General features: G+C 34.9%; 14 protein-coding genes and 3 pseudogenes. 2 read left to right on the top strand and 15 right to left on the bottom strand.

What is annotated here, in order from left to right:
• Positions 1-57: 57 nt before the first annotated feature.
• The 4 genes from ACNQGS_RS10880 to ACNQGS_RS10865 all read right to left on the bottom strand — a co-directional run bounded on the left by ACNQGS_RS10880 (position 58) and on the right by ACNQGS_RS10865 (position 6,165).
• The gene (locus tag ACNQGS_RS10880; protein WP_491487306.1) at positions 58-198 is read right to left on the bottom strand and encodes a DEAD/DEAH box helicase family protein; all 141 of its coding nucleotides are present in this window, start codon (positions 196-198) and stop codon (positions 58-60) included.
• A 297-nt stretch (positions 199-495) separates the two neighbouring features.
• A complete protein-coding gene (locus tag ACNQGS_RS10875) occupies positions 496-2,556 on the bottom strand; it encodes a nuclease domain-containing protein (protein WP_491487305.1) in 2,061 nt (686 codons plus the stop codon).
• A gap of 12 nt (positions 2,557-2,568) precedes the next feature.
• Entirely contained in the window at positions 2,569-4,806 is a 2,238-nt protein-coding gene (locus ACNQGS_RS10870) for an AAA family ATPase (protein WP_491487304.1), read from the bottom strand.
• 579 nt (positions 4,807-5,385) lie between these two features.
• Positions 5,386-6,165 (bottom strand): hypothetical protein, encoded by a 780-nt coding sequence (locus ACNQGS_RS10865; protein ID WP_491487303.1) that lies wholly within the window; start codon positions 6,163-6,165, stop codon positions 5,386-5,388.
• A gap of 286 nt (positions 6,166-6,451) precedes the next feature.
• Here ACNQGS_RS10865 and ACNQGS_RS10860 point away from each other — a divergent pair.
• Together ACNQGS_RS10860 and ACNQGS_RS10855 are read left to right on the top strand one after the other, a co-directional pair.
• A pseudogene (locus tag ACNQGS_RS10860) lies at positions 6,452-6,532 on the top strand (hypothetical protein); the annotation flags it as partial.
• A gap of 350 nt (positions 6,533-6,882) precedes the next feature.
• Positions 6,883-7,067 (top strand): annotated as a pseudogene (locus ACNQGS_RS10855) (transposase domain-containing protein); the annotation flags it as partial.
• A 248-nt stretch (positions 7,068-7,315) separates the two neighbouring features.
• Here ACNQGS_RS10855 and ACNQGS_RS10850 read toward each other — a convergent pair.
• The 11 genes and pseudogenes from ACNQGS_RS10850 to gcvPB all read right to left on the bottom strand — a co-directional run bounded on the left by ACNQGS_RS10850 (position 7,316) and on the right by gcvPB (position 19,105).
• On the bottom strand, positions 7,316-9,850 hold the full coding sequence (locus tag ACNQGS_RS10850) for an NACHT domain-containing protein (protein ID WP_491487302.1): 2,535 nt from the start codon (positions 9,848-9,850) through the stop codon (positions 7,316-7,318).
• A gap of 652 nt (positions 9,851-10,502) precedes the next feature.
• Positions 10,503-10,850, bottom strand: a pseudogene (locus tag ACNQGS_RS10845) (DnaB-like helicase C-terminal domain-containing protein).
• A 55-nt stretch (positions 10,851-10,905) separates the two neighbouring features.
• Positions 10,906-11,127, bottom strand: coding sequence for a hypothetical protein (locus tag ACNQGS_RS10840; protein ID WP_491487301.1), 222 nt, complete (start codon positions 11,125-11,127; stop codon positions 10,906-10,908).
• 359 nt (positions 11,128-11,486) lie between these two features.
• A complete protein-coding gene (locus tag ACNQGS_RS10835; RefSeq protein WP_491487300.1) occupies positions 11,487-12,260 on the bottom strand; it encodes an IclR family transcriptional regulator in 774 nt (257 codons plus the stop codon).
• Between the two features lie 42 nt (positions 12,261-12,302).
• Complete coding sequence (locus ACNQGS_RS10830) at positions 12,303-12,464, bottom strand: hypothetical protein (protein ID WP_491487299.1); 162 nt, start codon at positions 12,462-12,464, stop codon at positions 12,303-12,305.
• Positions 12,465-12,492: 28 nt separating this feature from the next.
• Positions 12,493-13,266, bottom strand: coding sequence for an ABC transporter permease (locus ACNQGS_RS10825; RefSeq protein ID WP_491487298.1), 774 nt, complete (start codon positions 13,264-13,266; stop codon positions 12,493-12,495).
• A gap of 2 nt (positions 13,267-13,268) precedes the next feature.
• On the bottom strand, positions 13,269-14,165 hold the full coding sequence (locus ACNQGS_RS10820; RefSeq protein ID WP_491487297.1) for an ABC transporter permease: 897 nt from the start codon (positions 14,163-14,165) through the stop codon (positions 13,269-13,271).
• A 32-nt stretch (positions 14,166-14,197) separates the two neighbouring features.
• Positions 14,198-15,271 carry an ABC transporter substrate-binding protein gene (locus ACNQGS_RS10815; protein ID WP_491487296.1) on the bottom strand — a complete coding sequence of 358 codons (1,074 nt, stop codon included), beginning with the start codon at positions 15,269-15,271 and terminating at the stop codon, positions 14,198-14,200.
• A gap of 26 nt (positions 15,272-15,297) precedes the next feature.
• Complete coding sequence (locus ACNQGS_RS10810; RefSeq protein ID WP_491487295.1) at positions 15,298-16,392, bottom strand: ABC transporter ATP-binding protein; 1,095 nt, start codon at positions 16,390-16,392, stop codon at positions 15,298-15,300.
• Positions 16,393-16,422: 30 nt separating this feature from the next.
• On the bottom strand, positions 16,423-17,538 hold the full coding sequence (locus tag ACNQGS_RS10805; RefSeq protein ID WP_491487294.1) for an ATP-NAD kinase family protein: 1,116 nt from the start codon (positions 17,536-17,538) through the stop codon (positions 16,423-16,425).
• Complete coding sequence (gene gcvPB, locus ACNQGS_RS10800; protein WP_491487293.1) at positions 17,531-19,105, bottom strand: aminomethyl-transferring glycine dehydrogenase subunit GcvPB; 1,575 nt, start codon at positions 19,103-19,105, stop codon at positions 17,531-17,533. The genes ACNQGS_RS10805 and gcvPB overlap by 8 nt, the downstream gene beginning before the upstream one ends.
• Between the last annotated feature and the right edge of the window lie 6 nt (positions 19,106-19,111).

The following is a 19,111-nucleotide window of genomic DNA, read 5'->3' as shown; positions in this document are numbered from 1 at the left end:
TCAAGAAATCCAAAAATTGCGGGTAGCGACTGGCACTTTCCTCCAAATTTCTATTCATTAATGCCGAATATAGGTTTTACCTGATCCGGTTGCGGGAATGACCAGAGTCTTTTTCTCTCCAAAGCTTCTAAGTCTCGACAAATTCTCAGTAGCATGCTTTTGCATTCTGTTGAGAACAATATATAGGTTTACTTTCATAAATCATTTAGTTTGTTCTTTGAGTCTGCTTAAAGCTCGCCAAAGATTCTTCATAGCGATTAATAAAATACTGGTCAGCGCACTATATTCCAGAGATAATCGTATTCCTTCAAGACATCTTGAATAAACCGACCATTTTCTTTCGTAATGATCTTAAATAAACTCTTCTACGATTATTTCTTCCAGAAAAAATCCACATTCAACTGTAGTATGGTATGGGTTGAATAAAATTATCGACGTAATGATGTAGACGTGTTTACCTCACCTATCAATAATAAAAAAACAAAAGGCACTTATTCATGGGGTTTTACCTAATATAATTGTTCCTTTAAGTATATCCTCTTTTGTAATAAAGTTTATCCTATGGTTAGCCGTTTTATCGCACGTTGGACAATGCACATCCCAGTTATCTTCAACCTGTAAATTAAAATTAAAGGCTGGGTATTTAAACAGAGGTCTTGGATATCTGTAATTTCTCCCCTGAATTATTTTATTTCTTAATCCTCTGTTATTATATGAACAAGAACTACAAAAATTAGCAACCCAAATTTCATCACATTCTTCACAAATATATGTTGTTTTCCATCTTAGTTTATTTCCATAAGGGTCTTTTTCTTCCCTAATACCATCTATTTTTTTCCCACATTTAGGACAGCAATATTCAAAATTACTACTTTCGTGCAACAGTCTCTTTAAGTAAATTCCCAAATTCGTACTTTTATTAGGTGTAAAATAAAAATGAGCTAACCAATGTTGCAGACGATTTGGATTAACCGATGGATGCTTTACATTCCAGTTTACTGAATTAACATCTGTATGTACTAAAGTAGCAGAATTTAGAAATACTCTTGGATTATTCACAAATAGTTCATTTAAATATCTTGTTCCTGAACGTTCTAAATCTTTTAGTACTTTCTGTTCACTTTTTTTCATCATACTATAACTTTTATATTTTGCATCTAATGTATGCATGTACCAATTTTTATTAGAATGGTTAAGGAATCCAATAACAAAATCTGGTCTATATCCTGTTTCACTAAAAGTGAAGTCATAATAAAGCGCAATATCAAATGGTCTGTTTTTTAATTTAAACTGTTTCTTATAACCGCTAATAGTCTTTTGATTTAGGAACTTTTCTTGCACATCTTGGATAAATTCATAGGGGTTTACGCCCCACTGACTTAGTTGCTCAATGATTTTTAATAAAATCCATATTTCATAAAGTGTTGGTGACTTTAACATTGACTGAATAAAGATACGAAACGTGTCCATTAAAACAGGTGATAGATCCTCATATTCAATATAAATAGAATAGATTTCACTATAAAGAGGATGCATTCTAAAAAGATGGGTTTCTTCTAATATTTGAGATTCAAATTGTAATAAAGACTGATTCATTAGATCATCAATTTTTATATTCATTTTTTCCCAAACAGCGATTCTATGTTTTAACTTCTCACAGTCAGACTTCACGATTTCTATAAGCTTACGAAAGTTTGATTGTAGGGAAGTGAACTGCTCCATCTGTTCAACTTCCTCTAATTGTTGAAGCTCATTCTGTAGCGATCTCAAATATTTTTGTTCAGCTGTTAACTCCATATTAATTCGCTGCTGAAATTCTTCTACCATAAACCGGATCATTCGGTGCTCTTTTATATCCATAGTCTTTTCACTTATTGACGCAGTGACTTTTCCTTTTTGTTTGAGTTCATTCTCAATAATAATAGAAGGAGTCCACCTTTTTACTTGATGCAGACTTATTTTCTTTTCCAATTGAATCAATTCTTGTTCGGGCATCTTTGAAATTTCATTAAAGCAATCTAAAAATTGACTAAGGAGTTCTTGAAATTGTTGTTGTGGATAAAAAGGCAATTGTATCCTTCTTAAATAATTTTCCTCATTATAATCGGATTTGGTAAGATCATATGAAAACACTTCAAATAGGCGTCTAACTTCTTGCTGCATTTGTTGATATTCTTCAATAGGCATGGTTCCGGGAGTAATATTTACTGTTACTTTCTTTATCTCATTCTTATATTCATCATAGGCGACAACGTCAAAGCTGCCACCTGCATTTATACCAAAAATACTATCAGTTGTTTGGATAAAACCATCTTCTATCCACTCTTTTCGCCCATGATACCAAATATTAGATTGGTCATCTAATATTAATCGGGCAACTTCTGCATCAAACTGTTTAACAATAACTCGATTTGCCCCTTCCATCGCCACACCGATTTGGGTCATTCTTTTCCTAATCTTGTTATATTCACAAGTAAAGTACTCTTTGCCGTCAAACTGAAGTTCATCATAGATTGCTAATCCATTTTTTTCGATAATTATGTCAAAAAGTTTCAACTTAACCATCACCTACCAAAACTTGACTGTATGTTTGGTATTTAACATACTTTCGAATTTTTCATGAGATAGTGGGTAAGATGATAATTTTTGTAGCACACTCCCTGAAATTCTTTCGAACTCCATTTTTTTAATTTCAATCCTAGGTAGAATTTTCCCTAAAATGATATAGTCTATTATCTCATTTATTTCTTGCTCATTTTTAGCAAATGTTAAGAAATGACGAATATGCTTATAACCACGACTATTTAAGGATGCATTAGGATATTCTTCGAATAACTGGGAAATTTCTTGGATATTTTCAACTGCATCACCAACACTTGGCTCATCTAGAATGGATAACTTAAACTTTTCATAGTCCATTTCAACTTTTCCAGTTAATAATTGAAGTTTTTCTTTAATCTCTTCTTTTTCTTGAGGCTTTAAATGATTAATTTCAATAATAAAACTTCTATCAATTACTTTCGGACTGATAGGTTTTACAGTATGATCCATATTTAGGGTTCCAATAAAACGAACATTTTCTGGTATTTTAAATATAGGTGGATATAGTTTTATTAATTCCTCAGCACTTTTTTGTTGTTCAATTGTTGCATTATCATTGTTTAAGGTATGTCTCGCAATTTCCCAATACCTTCTCGGATACAAACGAACCGATGGCGTTTTTTCTTCACGTGCGCTTAATATTTCTGAAAAATAGTATTCAATATGAGCTAAGTTCATTTCATCTAAACAAATCAGAAATAGTTTTGATTTATTTTCCTCCATTGCAGCTTCTGCCATAGCCTCCATAAAAGGCGTAGGAACGAAAGCTTTATCCGTTGGATGGAAGTAGCCAAGTAAATCTTGTGCATCAGTCCAGCTAGATTGCACTGGAATCATACGAACTTCCACATTTTCAACTGCTCTTCCGAAAGCTTGAACTATACTTGACTTACCTGTTCCTGATGGGCCAGCTAATAAAGTTAAAATATTTGCCTGCAAAGAATAGACAAAACTCTTTATTAGTCCTTCCTTATATATTAATTGTTGCTCATCGTTATGAAAAAGCAATGATTGTATATTGGAGATAAATTGTTCTGGTAGATATTCAATCTTTTCGAAAGTATCTGCAATTAATCTTGTATCCTCTTCTATACTAATCATATCATCTATTCTTTTTAATATTTTATGCCATTCCTTACGCTTCCCTTCCAATTCTTTTTCTTCTCTTAGTAATGCTTCACTTTTTTCCTTAATGAGATCTCTATTTTTTTGCAGCTTATCCACTTCATCTAATAATATTCGGCTTATTTCATTACCTGTATCTAGCAATTTTTTTGTTATTATAGCTTTGATTTTTTCATCATCTTTATTTTCTATTCCAAAGACTTCATATGCTTGTTCAATATATTCACTATCGACATATTCTGAAAGGACTAAATTTAAAGTTTGGGGAATTATTTCTGCTCCATCAAAATCAACGTACAACAATTTTTGCATATAATGCTCATTTTTAATATCAGTGAAATAAGCTGCTACAATATCCCCTACCTTAATACGGTCCCTATTTTTTAATGTGTCGACTGGGCGTGATAACTCCCATTCAGCTTCTAGAAAAGGATGGGGTAAAGTATCATATCCATCTTTTTTTAAATGAATAGGAATACCAACAATTTGCCTAGCATCTACGCTTATTATTTTCAATAATAATCTACCATTAAGATACTTTTTGAATTCACTGACAAACTTACCGACCAATTCACTGTTTAAGGATCTATTTTGATACGCAACTAACAGTTCATTTTTTAAATCTCCAACACTATTATTAAGCCAAATAAAATACTCTTGCAGTCCATTAACGTCTTCTATTCTTCCGTTATTTATATTGACTTTTACAGAAGTATTTACATTTCTATTAGAAAAATACTCTAAATATTTTTGAATAAAAACAAGCATTCCTTGTTCAATTAACTCATTTTTCAACACATTCACTGATTGTTGTTCATTAAACTCAACCGCACCCTTTAACTTTTGCAAAATATCAATCAGTATTTTAGTTTTATTTGTATCTATGTATGTAAAATACTCTTTGAAGTTCTTTTTTCTTCTATTCTTTGTCCCTGCTTTCATAAAAGCTATTACATTTTCTAGCTCAATAATATCTATATTTTCTTCATCATTAAACAAGAACTTTTGTATACTCTGAAAGGACTTATAAAAACTCATCAATTCCTTATCTTTACTAAGACCATCAATTATTGAAACCATAGAACTTCCTCCAACAATTAGTACTTAATATACTAGTTTATTACTAACATATACTTCCTTTATAAAAAAAATTAATAAAATACTATTCCGAAAAATAAAAATGGTAAAATAGTCCACGAAACTATTTTACCATTTTTTTATGCTTCATTTTCAATTATTAACTCATTTAAATGCTAAGCCATTAGTCATCATTTTACTGAAATATTTATCTTGATATTTCTAACTTTATTTTCAGGTTACTTCAAATCTCCACAGATACATTCGTAATTCTTATAATTTAAAGGTCTTTAACTACTGACACTAAAATATTACCAAAAAAATTCCCCTTAACAATTTTTATTAGTGGAGGAAATCTTAATCTCCATTAGAGTCGGAATAGGACAAATTTTTCAGTGAAACCACTCGCGTCATGCCACCAGTAAGGCGATACCGGCCACCATAGTGGACAGTGTTGTTAAATATATCTTCAAACTAGCCACGCTTTTCATTTTTCTGGATTAAGAAATTTGTAAATCTAGCTCTTAATCCCAAATTCTCACCGCCTTTCATTGCATGTTAAATAGCATGCTATTTAACATGCTAGGTTCTTCTTAACTCCTTTAATTTTTTCATTGCATAAAAGGACTCAACATTTTCATTATGCGAATTAAAACCTGAAGAATAAATTTCAGCTATATGATTGTAAATTTCATGAGTTTCAAGATAATCTTGAACTTTGTTATCTTTTATTTCACCATTCGCTCTTTTCCATTCAGCCTTAAAATATATTCTTAAAAAATCTATAAAAAAATGGATATTCTCTTCTTGCTTGATAAAAGATTCTTCATCATAATTTTTTCCTAAACCGTCAGCTCTATCTGTGATGAGAGTAACCATATAATTAATAAACTCATTATTTCCACTTTTGTCAGGTCCGAAATAAAGAATCAATAATGTTCCTCTTTCTTTCAAAGTATTTATTAAATCAGTTAATTTTTGGTTTTTTACAATTTTTTCAATTCTTTTTTTGTGGTCTGGTTCATTAAAAAAATCTTCAGTTTGAAGCTCTTTAATATGCTTGTTCAAATTATAAAATGATGATATAAAGGAAACACTTAACTTTCTCGCTTCTTGAATCCACTCTATTCTAGAGGTTGCCACTATGTTTCCCTTAAAAGTTTTTTCGTTTAGTTCCCTTTGTAACGCTAGTGATTTTTCACTTACTTGTTCATGCTGCTTAATAGTTTTTTCGTTGTTATTTTTTAAGACTCTAGCATTAATGATTACTCCAGTTAATGAAATAATACTTGCTAAAAATGCTACTCCAGCCGCTATCGAAGCCCACTGGAAGTTACCCTTAACATCATAAAAAATATCCATTGTATCACTCCTCACACCAAATCATACCAAAGATGTAATTATCGGTAAATATCACTAATTAATTCATCCATACCGTTTTATTTATATCATCCATAATCACATGGTTTCTTTACGAGCAACTAAAGAAGCATCAATTCCATCAACTCTTTTCTTTGATTGACGTTTTGACACCCCTTAACCCCATTCTTATTTCAAGAAAATGGAAGTAACTTTTTATGTATTTTGTTACATAAAATTTTCTTGAATTCTTTTTTCTAGAAATATATCGCTAACATAAAGCTTAGACAACATGGCCAAATCCCACCGTACTTCCACCGACAAAGAACTTATTCGCTGGGACCATGATTATGCTAAAATCATAGATAGAGATAATTATTTATGTGTCGAAATTATTCTCTTTCAGTTTCCTTTGAAACTTTTTATTCGAGACACTATAATAAGAGTTGCAACACGAAGGTCTTTTGGTGGTGGCATCCCTGTCTTTAGGAATGGAGGTGGGGGAACGAGTATACAATTACTTGATCTATTAAGCTTAGTTTCGGATGTAACATGTATAGTTAGAGATTTTTCTGAGTTTGCACCATCAGATACACCGGTTAATTTAGGAATTGTGTTAGTTGGCCTTGTAAAGCCAAAAAAAGAAGTATCTAATACTGGGGAGTTTTAGATACCTTCTTTAAAGATTATTTCTGTTTATTTTTAGCTTTAACCATTAACAGTGAAGCCGGCGCAAAAGCGAATGCCATCTGTTTGTGTATCGCAGAAACCGCCAAAAGTAACGGCGTTGATTTCTATGAATATATAAAGAAACTTTTGAAAGAACTACCGAATCTCAAAATCCATCAAAACCCTGAATTTTAGAGCAATACATGCCCTGGTCAAAAATAACCCAGGCAGAATGAAGTAAATAAATGAAATAAGCCGTATTTTTGATTAAAAAAATCAGGATTTACGGCTATTTGTAATTCGCACCGGAAAGGTGCGCTTATTTTTTATAGTTCGGGCTTACGTTCCAACTACTTAAACAATTTTCAATCATCTTTTTATTATTGTATTACTTTTAAGTCTACAAAAAGTCGATAAGTATTATATAAAACAGAAAGGACCATCAATATATTGACAGCCCTCTTCCTCGACTATTTAGTTAGAATTATTTTACTACAAGTCTTTGATATCGAATTATTTCTTGTTTAAGATTATTATAATTTTGCTCGATACTATCCCTTTTTGTTTTAAAAATCTTATTATACTGAGGCATTGCAGAATACTTATCAAATCTTTCCTTATATATCTTTATCTTCTCGAATGCTCCTCCGGTCCTAATAAGACACTCAATTCTAATTAGTAAAGATTCCAAAGTAAACACAAATAGCTGTATATTATCAGATTCAAAATATTCTTCATAATTATCCAGTAATTTAAGTGCTTCTAACGGTTCATCCTTTTTGAAATACCTAGAGGAATATAGCATAAATTGACCTTTTAATGAACTAGAAATTTTTGTAGGGTAATTTCTGAGTATATCCCTACACTGATTTATATAAGCTAAACATTCTGTTGTTCTGTTCCCTGAAAGGTCACCTACTTGTTTAATTAATGAATTAAACCTTTGGGAGATTAATTCAGGATCTCCTGAAGTAAACTTATTAACCTTTTCGTATTCTTTTAAATTAGTTAAGAGATAGCAAGCGCTCTTTTTAATAGAGATATTTACATCTCCCCTTAGCAAAATTGGAACTCTTTTTTCTAACTGTTCATAATACTTTAATAGGTCTCTTTGCCGTAGTTTATTTATTTTTCCACTTAATATTTTTGTATTTATATCTAATAAAGCCCTTAATAATAAAGTAATTATTCTTTCTTGTTTACCTTTTTCTCGTTGATCTTTTAACTCTTTTTGCACCTTTTCTAATAATGAAAAATTATTAATAATTTCGGTGTCATTGGAAAAACTATAAATCTTTATTAATTTATCCAAATTAGGTTCACAAAAGAAAGCCTTAATTAAATACATTTTATCGCCTTGTTTTTTATATAAAGAAAGATAAAGTTCTGATAGTAATTTTCCTAAAGAAACTTCTTCGTGAAATTGTAATTCATTAATATGGTTCTTGAGCTCCTCCAACTTAGAGTACCATTCAGAATCCCTTAATTTAAAAACATTAAAAACTTCTGATGAAAAATTTCCATCTAAATACTGAATAAATAATTCATTTACATAATATCTGTCTGAAGATGGTATTGGCTGCAAGAATCCAATATTAGTTAAAATTTGAGATCTTAAATTTTGTTCGCCTAACTTTTTTAGCCCTACTTCATCCCTTAAATAAGTAAGGACCTCTTCATTAATTTCGGAAATATTAGCTTCAGAACAGATATAGCACAAAATTGATAAGAACATCTGTGTCTCTACTGTCATACTCTCTATCGTATTCTCAAAACAGAATACTAAAAACTCTTCAAGTTGATCATGGAGCTGTCTAGATTCAGATGTATACTTTGTATCATATTCTACTCTTAAATCTAATAATCTCTTTCTAGTCGATTTTAATGTATTACAAAATGCTATTATTAATCCAGGATTACCACTAGTATATCTTTGTATCCAATCCCAATCTTCCTCTATAATTTTCTTTTCACTTATTAATTCCTTTGTTAGGTAACTGTTCATTAGATCCTTAGTTTTATCTAAATCAAATTGGAATAAAGGAAGTTTTGCTTCCCTGTCTCCTAAACCATAACGGCTAGTTATAATTAATCTTGATGGCTTAGTAAAATTATTTATAAACTTCTGTGCTATCTCAGTAAACTCATGTAAATTACTCTTTACAATCTCCGTCTCTAAATTATCTAGTATTAGTAAAGATTTTGTAGAAAAAATCTCTTGCCATACTAAATCGTGAATTTCGGTATAATCCTTTTCTTTTATCTCAATCTCCATAAAAGAAGCCAATCTATATATTAAATCTTTGTGATTATTTATGGACTTTTCAAACCTCCGAATTGATCCATTTTCAAATATAGTATTTTTAAAACTCATAAAGTAAATTTTATTAAAGGGTTGATCTGGTGAGTATGCATAGTCTTCAATTAATTGAAGTACTAATGCTGTTTTTCCAAGTCCGCCATGCCCAACAATAGAAACTGGAGTTGGTCTAGTTATTTCCAACTTTAAATCCTTCAGCTCTTGTTTTCGTCCAACTAATCTATCGAAATTTTTTCCAATAGGATATTCGATATATACCCTAGGTATACTAAACTCATTAATATCGTTAGATAAAAAGTTATTCCATTTTGTTTCAATAGAATTATCATCTAATGCAGTAATAAATTTATTACTTATTTTAGTTATTTGTTCCATCTCATCGTATGTAATGGCTCTAGAATGCATAATATTATTTCTATGTTTTATAAGCAATGAAATATTTATTGTACTTACATTATTGGATTTTTTTTGTTTAAAAGCCTTACTTTTAATAAAATCAACCAGTTCACCAATATTAGCATATTTTAAAAGAACTCCTAAATCATCTACTTGATCTTCTCCGTTATTTAAAGCTACCTCTTTTAAAATTTCCATCACATTTTTTGCGATATCTTCCTTCTGTGCATAAAACTTAATATATTCCCTCAACAAGTTTTCAAGAAAAAAGATCATTTTATAACCATCAATGTTAACAATCAATTTTTTTGCCTCCCCATAAAAATTAAATAGATTTTACATTTTTCTACATTTTACCACAAAATTCACATTAAATAATATAAGGAGCTAGTATTAATAAGTTAATGCAATCTAGTTTTCAGAATTTACTCCTGAAGATTTTAAAGAAAGACCAATATGGGATTGGTCGATTGATGAAGAGAAAAATGAAGGTTAAGACCAAAACTTTAATTTTTATATAGAAAACAAAAAGATCTGTAGAGGGTGCGCAATACACTTCTTATTAATTGAGACATAACTTGCATCTGAATGCAGAAGAGTTAAATAAGTTGTGTGCGACTCTGTAGAATAATATCCGCCTCTCCCCAGTCGAATGGAATTGGTGTCGAATTGAAAATCAAGTGGTATAAAGACTTCCTAAATTTTTGCCCGCATCTTCGTAAATTTCTCTCACCAACATCTGATTACACCTCATTATTTTAATAATATAGTCCGCGGGCTTCGTTCTTAATGACTGCCCGAAAAGCTATACAAGGACTTGGCTCTGTTCCTTTTGGTCATCAATCGCTCCCGTATACTCGTTTTAATTTACGGCGATGGTTCCAACTTGGCCATTTCAGTTTTTCGAGACAATGATTTCAAGGGAGTGATTCTGAGAATTCTTGTCATAATAGGCTTAGCGGTATAGGAACAAAATGACATCAGCATCCTGCTCCACACTTCCCGATTCCCGAATATCAGACATCATCGGCCGTTTATTGGCCCTTGATTCCACCGAACGATTGAGCTGAGCTAAACAGACGACCGTGCAATCAAAATCCTACGCCATCGTCTTAAGAGATTTGGAAATATCCGTTACTTGTTGGTGGGAATTCCCTCCGTACGATTGACTAGATTGGATCAGTGTTAAGTAATCGATAAACAGGATGGGTTTCTTGCCGGGAAATTGATTCATCAGCTTTCTCGTTTTCGCCCTCATTTCGGCAATCGTTTGTCCAGCCCCATAAGAAAAAGAACCAGTCACCACCCGAACTACGTCGAAAAGAATTCGACAAATTACGGGTTGTAACTGGCACTTTTTAGAATCCCTTTTTAATTATTTCATGCAATTGGTTAATTGCTTCCTCGCTTAGTTGAAGAGTTTGACTTACACCACCTTTATATTTTCTTTCCATAGAACCATATGTATTTATCTGGACATATGTTTTTCCAGCTTCACGTACCACATTATAAGAAGCTTCCACTTCATCATGAACTTTTGCATTTCTACTAATTGGTTCCAGCTTATTTACTAATGCCATACGTTATCCACCTCTTAACAGGTATATTTGTATTAATTATATACCAAAATTAGACAGTAGTGTTTTAGCAATTTATTTGCTAACAGCTGTCAATAATTACGTCTAATGAAATGGTAGCTGCTATTTGAATATTGCTTTCCTTTAATTCCGGGAAAGCTCCCTTCTATAATTCAATTGCTTTATGAATGGTTGAAAACCGTTTTTTCTTTCTTAAGCACAATCACTGTCCTGTTATAACATTAAAGGTACCTGACACCGGTATATTATGCTATTCCACGTTACGGGCAGGCACCCATTATTCAGAATCATACTAGTTAACTATATCTACCTCAACAATAATTCTACATATTTTAGTGCAGCTAGGGACTAACCCCTACTAATTTACACCCTAATTCTTCAGAAATCTTGCTAGCAGAAACTTTTAATTTCTCCATGATAATTTGTTCTTGCTCTTTAGATAAATACATCGAAGGAACGCTGACTCCCAATGCAGCAATCACTTTATTATTGTAATCTAGTATTGGATAGGAGAATCCTTTTGTTTCGGGATATCTTTCGGAATCACTTGTTGAATATCCCTCTCTTTTTATTTTTTCCAATTCCTTTAGTAATTCTTCTTTATCGGTGAGGGTATTAGGTGTAAACTTTTCAAACGTCATTTGGTTTATCACTTTGTACATTTCTTCCTTTTCTAAAAATGCCAATAATAATTTGGGACCGGAACTGGCATATAAAGGACATCTTCTGCCAACCTTACTTACAATTCTTAAATGCTTTCTACTATCAATTTTTTCAATATAAACAGCTTCAAGTCCATCCCTTATGGCTAAGTGAACGGTTTCGTTTATTTCATCATTTAACCTTCTCATATGAGGTAATGATAGTTTCCTAAATTCTAAATTTTCCTGAACATGTGCAGCATAATCTAAAAACTTTAAACCTAATTTGTACCGGACATCGTGTTTGGAATAAATTGTTTTTGATAATAAATGGCACTCTTCAAGAGTTGATATAAAGCGGAAAACAGTTGCTTTCGACATACCGGACATATTTGTTAATTCGGTTAAAGATATTTCAGGCTTCTCTAGAAAGTAGTCCAATAAGGTTAATGCTTTAAGGATGCTATTATTCATGTAAAAAATCATCCCCCTTTCTTGTTGTTGTATAAACTTACTTTAGATGATACCTTCTTCGCGTAAGCTCAAAATATCTTTAGCTGCAAATCCTAAAGACCCTACTATTTCATCCGTATTCTCTCCCAGCAATTGTCCAGCAACCGGACCTGCAAGTGTTCTGGCCAGTTCCAATACTTTAAGATCCTCTAAAGGTAGCACCATTCCACTTCCCCCTTTGTAAATAAATGAGTTAGCTCTTTTGTTTCGCACTGATTTGAATTAATTTTGGGAACAATAGGAATACAGCGATGATGCCGACCACTAATATCGAAGAAATAGCAGCAATTGTTGGTGTTAACTGAGTCGTAAAGTTTTCCCACATCAATATCGGTAGGGTTTTCGTTGATGGACCCGAAAGGAAAATACTTACTACTAATTCATCGAGTGAGATTACAAAAGCAAAGATAAATCCCGCCATGATCGCCGAACGAATAATGGGTAAAGTAATTTTAAAAAAAGCGCCAACTGGTGTGGAGCCCAAACTTTGGGCAGCCAAATTTAAATTTTTATCAACCCCTTTGAGACTTGCAGAAACGGTTATAAATACGAATGGAATGGCCAGCACCGAATGCCCCATCACAAGCCCTAGAATGGAATCGGTAAGTTTGTAGTTTGAAAAGGAAAAAAACAAGGCAATCGCAATAATAATTGCCGGAATTGTCATCGGTGCCATAATCAAATTGATAAATAGTTTCTTTCCCCAAAAGTTCAAATAATTTGCTGCTACAGCTGCCATAACACCCAATATCGTGGATAATATAGCCGTTAAAATGGCTACTGTGAGACTGCGTTGTGTCACATCGAGCCATTGAGGATTATTAAGCAGGACTTCGTACCACCTTGTTGAAAATCCTTCTGGCGGAAATTTAAAGGCGGCCCCGCTATTAAAGGATACTGGAATTAACATTAGAATCGGAGTGACGATAAACAGTAATAGAATGGTAACCAATACTTTGAGCCACATGATTATTTCTCCCCTTTTAAAAATGGAAAAAATCTTGTAGTTAGATAGCCAATGTAAAGAAACAGAAAGGTTGCCACAAGCATTAGAAAGGAAAGCGTGGCAGCCAAATTCCAATTAAACGTTTTGTTAATATTGATTTCAATTAACTGGGCCAGCATCATATTACCTGAACTCCCCAGTAACGCAGGTGTAATAAAATATCCCAGGCTGTTTACAAATACAATGATACAGCCGGATATGACTCCAGGTAAGGACAACGGAAAAAAGACTTCCCAAAACGCCTTGATGGGGCGGGCTCCCAAACTTTCACTGGCTTTTACTAGTTGAAGATCGATTCCCTCCATAACCGGATAAAGATTCAATACCATAAAAGGAAGCAGGATATGGCTCATCCCAATCACGACAGCAGTAAAGTTATATAGTATTTTAATAGGTTCATCAATAATCCCGATGTCCATTAAGAAGTTATTGACCACCCCATATTTTTGTAAGACAACCACCCATGAAAAGGTCCTGGCTAGCAAGCTTATCCATAATGAAATGATGACAATTCCCAAAATTAATCTTTTCCATTTATTCGATCGTAATTTAGTTAATAAATACGCAATGGGATAGCCAATCAACAAGGTGATTCCTGTAACCAGCAAGGCTGTTTTAAGTGTGATCCAGAGTACTTTTAAATAAATCGGCTGTGTAAAAACTTCTTGTAAATATTTCAGAGTAAAACCTTGATCATCATAAAAACTGAATTTTAGGATACCTAAAATTGAAAAATACAGTAAAATGGTTAAATAAAACAGTGGAATGATGACTAGCAGCCATTTCATTCCCGGCATCGACACGACATATTTCGAAAAAGGTACCCGTCTGGGTACCTCCTCATAATACAATTTTTGCACTCATTTACCTCCCTTTATGAATCTTCTGCTTATTATTTGAGCAACCATTCATTAAATCGTTTGTTCATTTCCTCAAAATGCTCAGATAAATATTTAATATCGGATTTTACAATCGTTTTATTTTCAGCCAAACGTTTATAAAGGGCTTTCCGATCTTCTGGTAAGAGATCAATAGCCTTTTCATTTGCAGGGGCATAAGAGATGATCGATGTGTAATCTGCCTGTACCTCAGGAGATGCGGCAAAGTTAATGAATTTCATTGCTAAATCCTTATGTGGTGCTCCCTTAGGAATCATCCAGGCATTGTACCATTCTACTGCTTGGTTATATTCATTCTCGACTGGTAATCCGTCTTTCTTCGCCAGGTCAACGCGTCCACTAAACGCTTGGGCAACCGTTACTTCTTTTGCATCTAATAGCTGCGGTGCCTGTGAAGGCGATTCTATCCAAACACTTACATCTTTTTTAATCGTATCAAGTTTTTTGAATGCCCGGTCCAAATCGAGTGGATACAATTTATCAGGGGCTACACCATCAGCCATAAGTGCCCCTTCAAGAGTTGCCTCGATTCCTTTCCATAGGGCGCGTGGACCAGGGAATTTTTTTGTATCATAAAAATCCGCCCATGATTTCGGATGGTTATCTTCGCTTAATACTTTAGAGTTATAGGCCATATTGTGGTAAATAATCTGAAACCCTACCGAATAATCATTCACCATTTGTGGATAAATGCCATCTGTATTTATCTTGCTAAAGTCCATTTTTTCCAAAAGGCCTTTTTTCCCGGCATAAAGAGCATAAAAAGAGTCTTCCATGAACACATCCCATGTAACTCTGCCATTTTTAACCATAGCTTCAAGTTTTCCTCGGTCAGAAGGGGAAACTACGGTAATTTTTACATTATATTTTTTTTCGAAAGGTTGATAGATTGCTTTTTTCGCTGCCTCTGAACCTGCACCGCCATAATCTACAACCACAAGTTCCTCTGGTGATTTCGATTTACCAGAGGACGAACTGCTAGATTCTTTTGAGTTACTGCATGCCGCCAAGATTAGAGCAAATACCATGGATATCAATAGCAAACTAATCTTTTTTGACTTAAACATTCCTATCTCCCCCTTATTTTTTATCTTTATTCCTCAGTGTCTTCTACTGGAATTAAGACTGACTCCTTGATATTCCAGCCAATCAGCAGTTCATCCCCCGGTTGTATCTCTTCCAGGAACCGACTATTTAAATTCATAGTTATTTCCTGATCAAAACATGTAAGGGTTTTCACCTTTAGCGTTTCTCCGACAAAAATCAATTCCTGAACGATTACTTTCAACACATTATCAAACTCTTCGTTTGCCTGGATAGGATGGAGGTTTTCCGGGCGAATAGCTAGGAATACGTCTTTTCCCTGGATATTTGTCGCATCTCTTGCCTGGAAACAAAGACTGGAATCATGGAGAAGCTGAACCGTTGCCAAATTGTCTTTGATGTTGGTTATTTGCCCTTTTAACAGATTAATTTCACCAATAAATTCGGCGACAAATTTATTCACGGGTTGTTGGTAGATATTCTTGGGAGTGGAGACTTGTTCAATTCGGCCATTGCTCATGATGCAGACGCGGTCGGACATCGTCAATGCCTCTTCTTGGTCATGGGTAACTGTAATAGTTGTAATTCCAGTCTTTTTTTGGAGGAGTTTTATTTCCAATTGCATCGTCTTTCTTAGGTTTTTATCCAAAGCTCCCAATGGTTCATCCAATAATAAAAGCGGAGGATTAAATACGATGGCACGGGCAAGTGCGACACGTTGCTGCTGGCCGCCGCTCAATTGATGGGGGTAACGGTCCGCAAATTCCTCCAGGTGCACAAGAGAAAGGATATTTTTTACCTTTTCGTTTATATCTTGTTTCCTCAATTTCCGTACTTTCAAGGGATAGGCAACATTTTGAGCTACAGTCATATGGGGAAAAAGAGCATAATTTTGAAAGAGCATCCCGATGTTTCGTTCATAAGCTTTTTTCTTGGAAATGGTTTGCCCATTTAAATAGATGTTCCCTTCACTCAAATCTTCAAATCCGGCAATTAGCTTGAGCAAGGTGGTTTTCCCCGAGCCAGATGGTCCCAAAATCGTTAAGAATTCGCCACTCTTCACGTCAAGATTGACACCATCGACCGCTTTAAAATTTTTATAAAATTTTGTAGTGTCTTTTAAACTAAGGTGAACATCACTCATTCGTTCTTCCCCCCTTACTGCCTTTTTATCTCATATACTTACATGGCAGACAGTATATTCTCCATAATTCGTATGCACCCTCATAAATCCGGACAAATGCTCATCAAGTTGTGGATCACCCGTATCTACCAATAGACGGTAGGATGGAACCGAGAGCAGTTTTTCCTTGGTTGCAACAACGATGATATTTTCTTTTCCCAGTTTCCAAAGGATTCTTGGACTAAGCTGTTGATTTCCCCTGCCAAATATATGTCCCTGACCGCCGATGACGGTTATAATCAATTTTGCTTTCTGGTTTTGAAGTACTGTCCATAATTGTTGTTCACTGACATCACTGGCGATTAGCTGCTTATTTTTTACAATATCCACACCCAGTAATGTATTTTCTAATCCCAGTTCCTCCATAATCGCTCTTGTTGTTGTTCCTGGGCCGATAATATAGATGGTATCTTCGTTCATAGTTGCGACAATTTCTGAAGCGATGCCTCGAATACTAGCCTCAGTGGAATATCCCCCTGATTTCACATTTTGAAGCAGCTGTTTATCTTGCGGAACTTTTAAATAGCCATACAGTTTCGTGCTGACCCGGCCGTCTCTAAAGGCTGATTCATCGATATCCATGACCTCTGATTCTTGTAAATTAGCAATCCCCCCACTAAGATACTGTACAGCCAGCTTCCCGGCACTTTGCGGATGATTGGCAAATACGGAAGAATGTATTTTCACTCCAGCCGGTATACCCAGAACCGGGATTCCACCCCCCACAGCCGTGTAAATATTTCGCGTCGTGCCGTCACCACCGGCGAATAATATTAAATCGACACCTAAATCTGACATCTTCTTTGCCGCCGCGATGGTATCCTCTGCAGTCGTTTTATTCTTTGTGAGGGAGCCGATGATAATCGGGTCAAACCCAGCCAATCGTAATTCAGTTTCCCCCATGTTCAGAGGATAGGTAAAAACCTGAATATGCTCTTGTATTTCGCTGATGATGTTTAATGCCTGAAGCGTACGTTCAGAAGCAAGGGACTTGCCGCCCATTGATTGAGCTTTATTTACCATATCCTCCCCATCGCTGCCTTTCAACCCAACACTTCCGCCAATGCCGGCAATCGGGTTGACAATAACCCCCAGTTTTTTAATCATGGCTGATTTCCGATTTCACAGAATTTTTTATCCGAAGATATTTCCGATAGGTGGAGACAATGTTCTGCTCTTCTGTTTTTTTGTATTTTATATTTCCTTTGGCATTTATTTTGTGGGTTGCACAGTTAAAAGGAGGTTCATTTTCATAAATTTCTGGTGCCTCATAGGCTTCTTTGGCGCATTGGCTCAGAACTGCTACGACCTCATCTAAATCCGTTTTATTATAGCTTTCAGTCGGCTCAATGGTGAAAGGCTCAGGAACAATCCATGGAGTATGGGATGGATAATAATCAGGGATGCCAAAGTCCATCATCCGATGCAAGATTTGAACCGTGCCAATGCCTGTATCCTGTTTCAGTTTTTCCCAGCTGTAACGCACCTGTTCCATTCGCCGCTTTTCATTGTAATAAATGACGACACCAGGAATTTTTTCGATTTGTTTTTGCAAGTAATTACTATTTAAAACTGCGGTTCTTGCCACTTCTCTTAATCCTTCTGCGCCAAGCTGCCGAATCCACATATACGCTTTAATGACGGCAGGTGCATTTCCAAAAAATGAACGCACTTTTCCAATGCTGTTTGGGGCGTTTGTCTGTAAAAAATATTTCGTCCCATCAAATTCCACTCGTGGAACCGGGAGAAATGGAATTAAAAATTCTCGAACAGCTAACGCAGACCCTCCTGGCCCGAATCCCCCCTTGGAGGCGGAAAAGGTTTTGTGAAAGTTAAAAAAACAAAGATCAAAACCGGCTTCTTTTGCCCTTGAAATTCCGAGCAGGGCGTTCGCATTGGCCTGATCGTAAAAGCATAGGCCGCCTGCATCGTGGACGACTTTTGTAAATTCAGCTATTTTTCCATTAAAAATTCCTGAGTCTTCCGGGTTGGTGATGATTAAACCGGCAGTACGATCAGTGATTGCAGCCTTTAAAGCTTCCAATTCAGGAAGTCCATTCTCATTTGGAAGTATGTTAATGACCTTGAACCCTGCGGTGGCTGGTGCAGCTGCATCAGCAGGGTGTGACAACATCGAGGTAATAATTTCATTTCGATGATGCTCACCTCTTGATTGATGATACTCGCGAATGATGGAAGCACCTGCGAACAAGGAAACAACACCTGCCCCTGGCTGTAAGCTGACACCGTCCATTCCGGAAATCTCCTTCAAGTATTGTTCCGTTTTAAAGTAAATTTCAAGCAGTCCTTGAATGGTATCGGAATCCTGATACGGGTGGATTTCTGTAATTCCTGGGTGCCGGCTTGCCAGATGTTCCTGGACTTTTGGATTGTATTTCATCGTTGCCGTTCCGAAAGTGGAGGCAATTGAAGTATCTACTGCCAGCATTTCCTGTGAAAGGCGCAAATAGTGCCTGACAACCCGCATTTGGTTTACCTCGGGTAGCTTGGGGGCTTTTTTTCGAAGTAGATTTCCCAATACGTCTGTACCCGGCAGCTGCCCTGCCTCGGGTTCAAGTTTCGGAACAAGTACACCTCTTTCTCCAGGTACACTTAGTTCATGAATCAGTTCCTCATCCCATCTTGCTTCGTGGAAATTTCTAAGTTTAGGCACCCAAAT

The organism is Neobacillus sp. PVCKKU3, from assembly GCF_058323225.1.
Note: the sequence above shows the minus strand (reverse complement) of the source record. Positions and strands in the feature narration are given on the sequence as shown.

Bases quoted from the DNA above. Each gene is read 5' to 3' on its own strand.
- ACNQGS_RS10880 (WP_491487306.1), bottom strand. From the start codon at position 198: ATGAAAGTAAACCTATATATTGTTCTCAACAGAATGCAAAAGCATGCT.
- ACNQGS_RS10870 (WP_491487304.1), bottom strand. From the start codon at position 4,806: ATGGTTTCAATAATTGATGGTCTTAGTAAAGATAAGGAATTGATGAGT.
- ACNQGS_RS10865 (WP_491487303.1), bottom strand. From the start codon at position 6,165: ATGGATATTTTTTATGATGTTAAGGGTAACTTCCAGTGGGCTTCGATA.
- ACNQGS_RS10840 (WP_491487301.1), bottom strand. From the start codon at position 11,127: ATGGCATTAGTAAATAAGCTGGAACCAATTAGTAGAAATGCAAAAGTT.
- ACNQGS_RS10835 (WP_491487300.1), bottom strand. From the start codon at position 12,260: ATGAATAATAGCATCCTTAAAGCATTAACCTTATTGGACTACTTTCTA.
- ACNQGS_RS10830 (WP_491487299.1), bottom strand. From the start codon at position 12,464: ATGGTGCTACCTTTAGAGGATCTTAAAGTATTGGAACTGGCCAGAACA.
- ACNQGS_RS10825 (WP_491487298.1), bottom strand. From the start codon at position 13,266: ATGTGGCTCAAAGTATTGGTTACCATTCTATTACTGTTTATCGTCACT.
- ACNQGS_RS10815 (WP_491487296.1), bottom strand. From the start codon at position 15,271: ATGTTTAAGTCAAAAAAGATTAGTTTGCTATTGATATCCATGGTATTT.
- ACNQGS_RS10810 (WP_491487295.1), bottom strand. From the start codon at position 16,392: ATGAGTGATGTTCACCTTAGTTTAAAAGACACTACAAAATTTTATAAA.
- ACNQGS_RS10805 (WP_491487294.1), bottom strand. From the start codon at position 17,538: ATGATTAAAAAACTGGGGGTTATTGTCAACCCGATTGCCGGCATTGGC.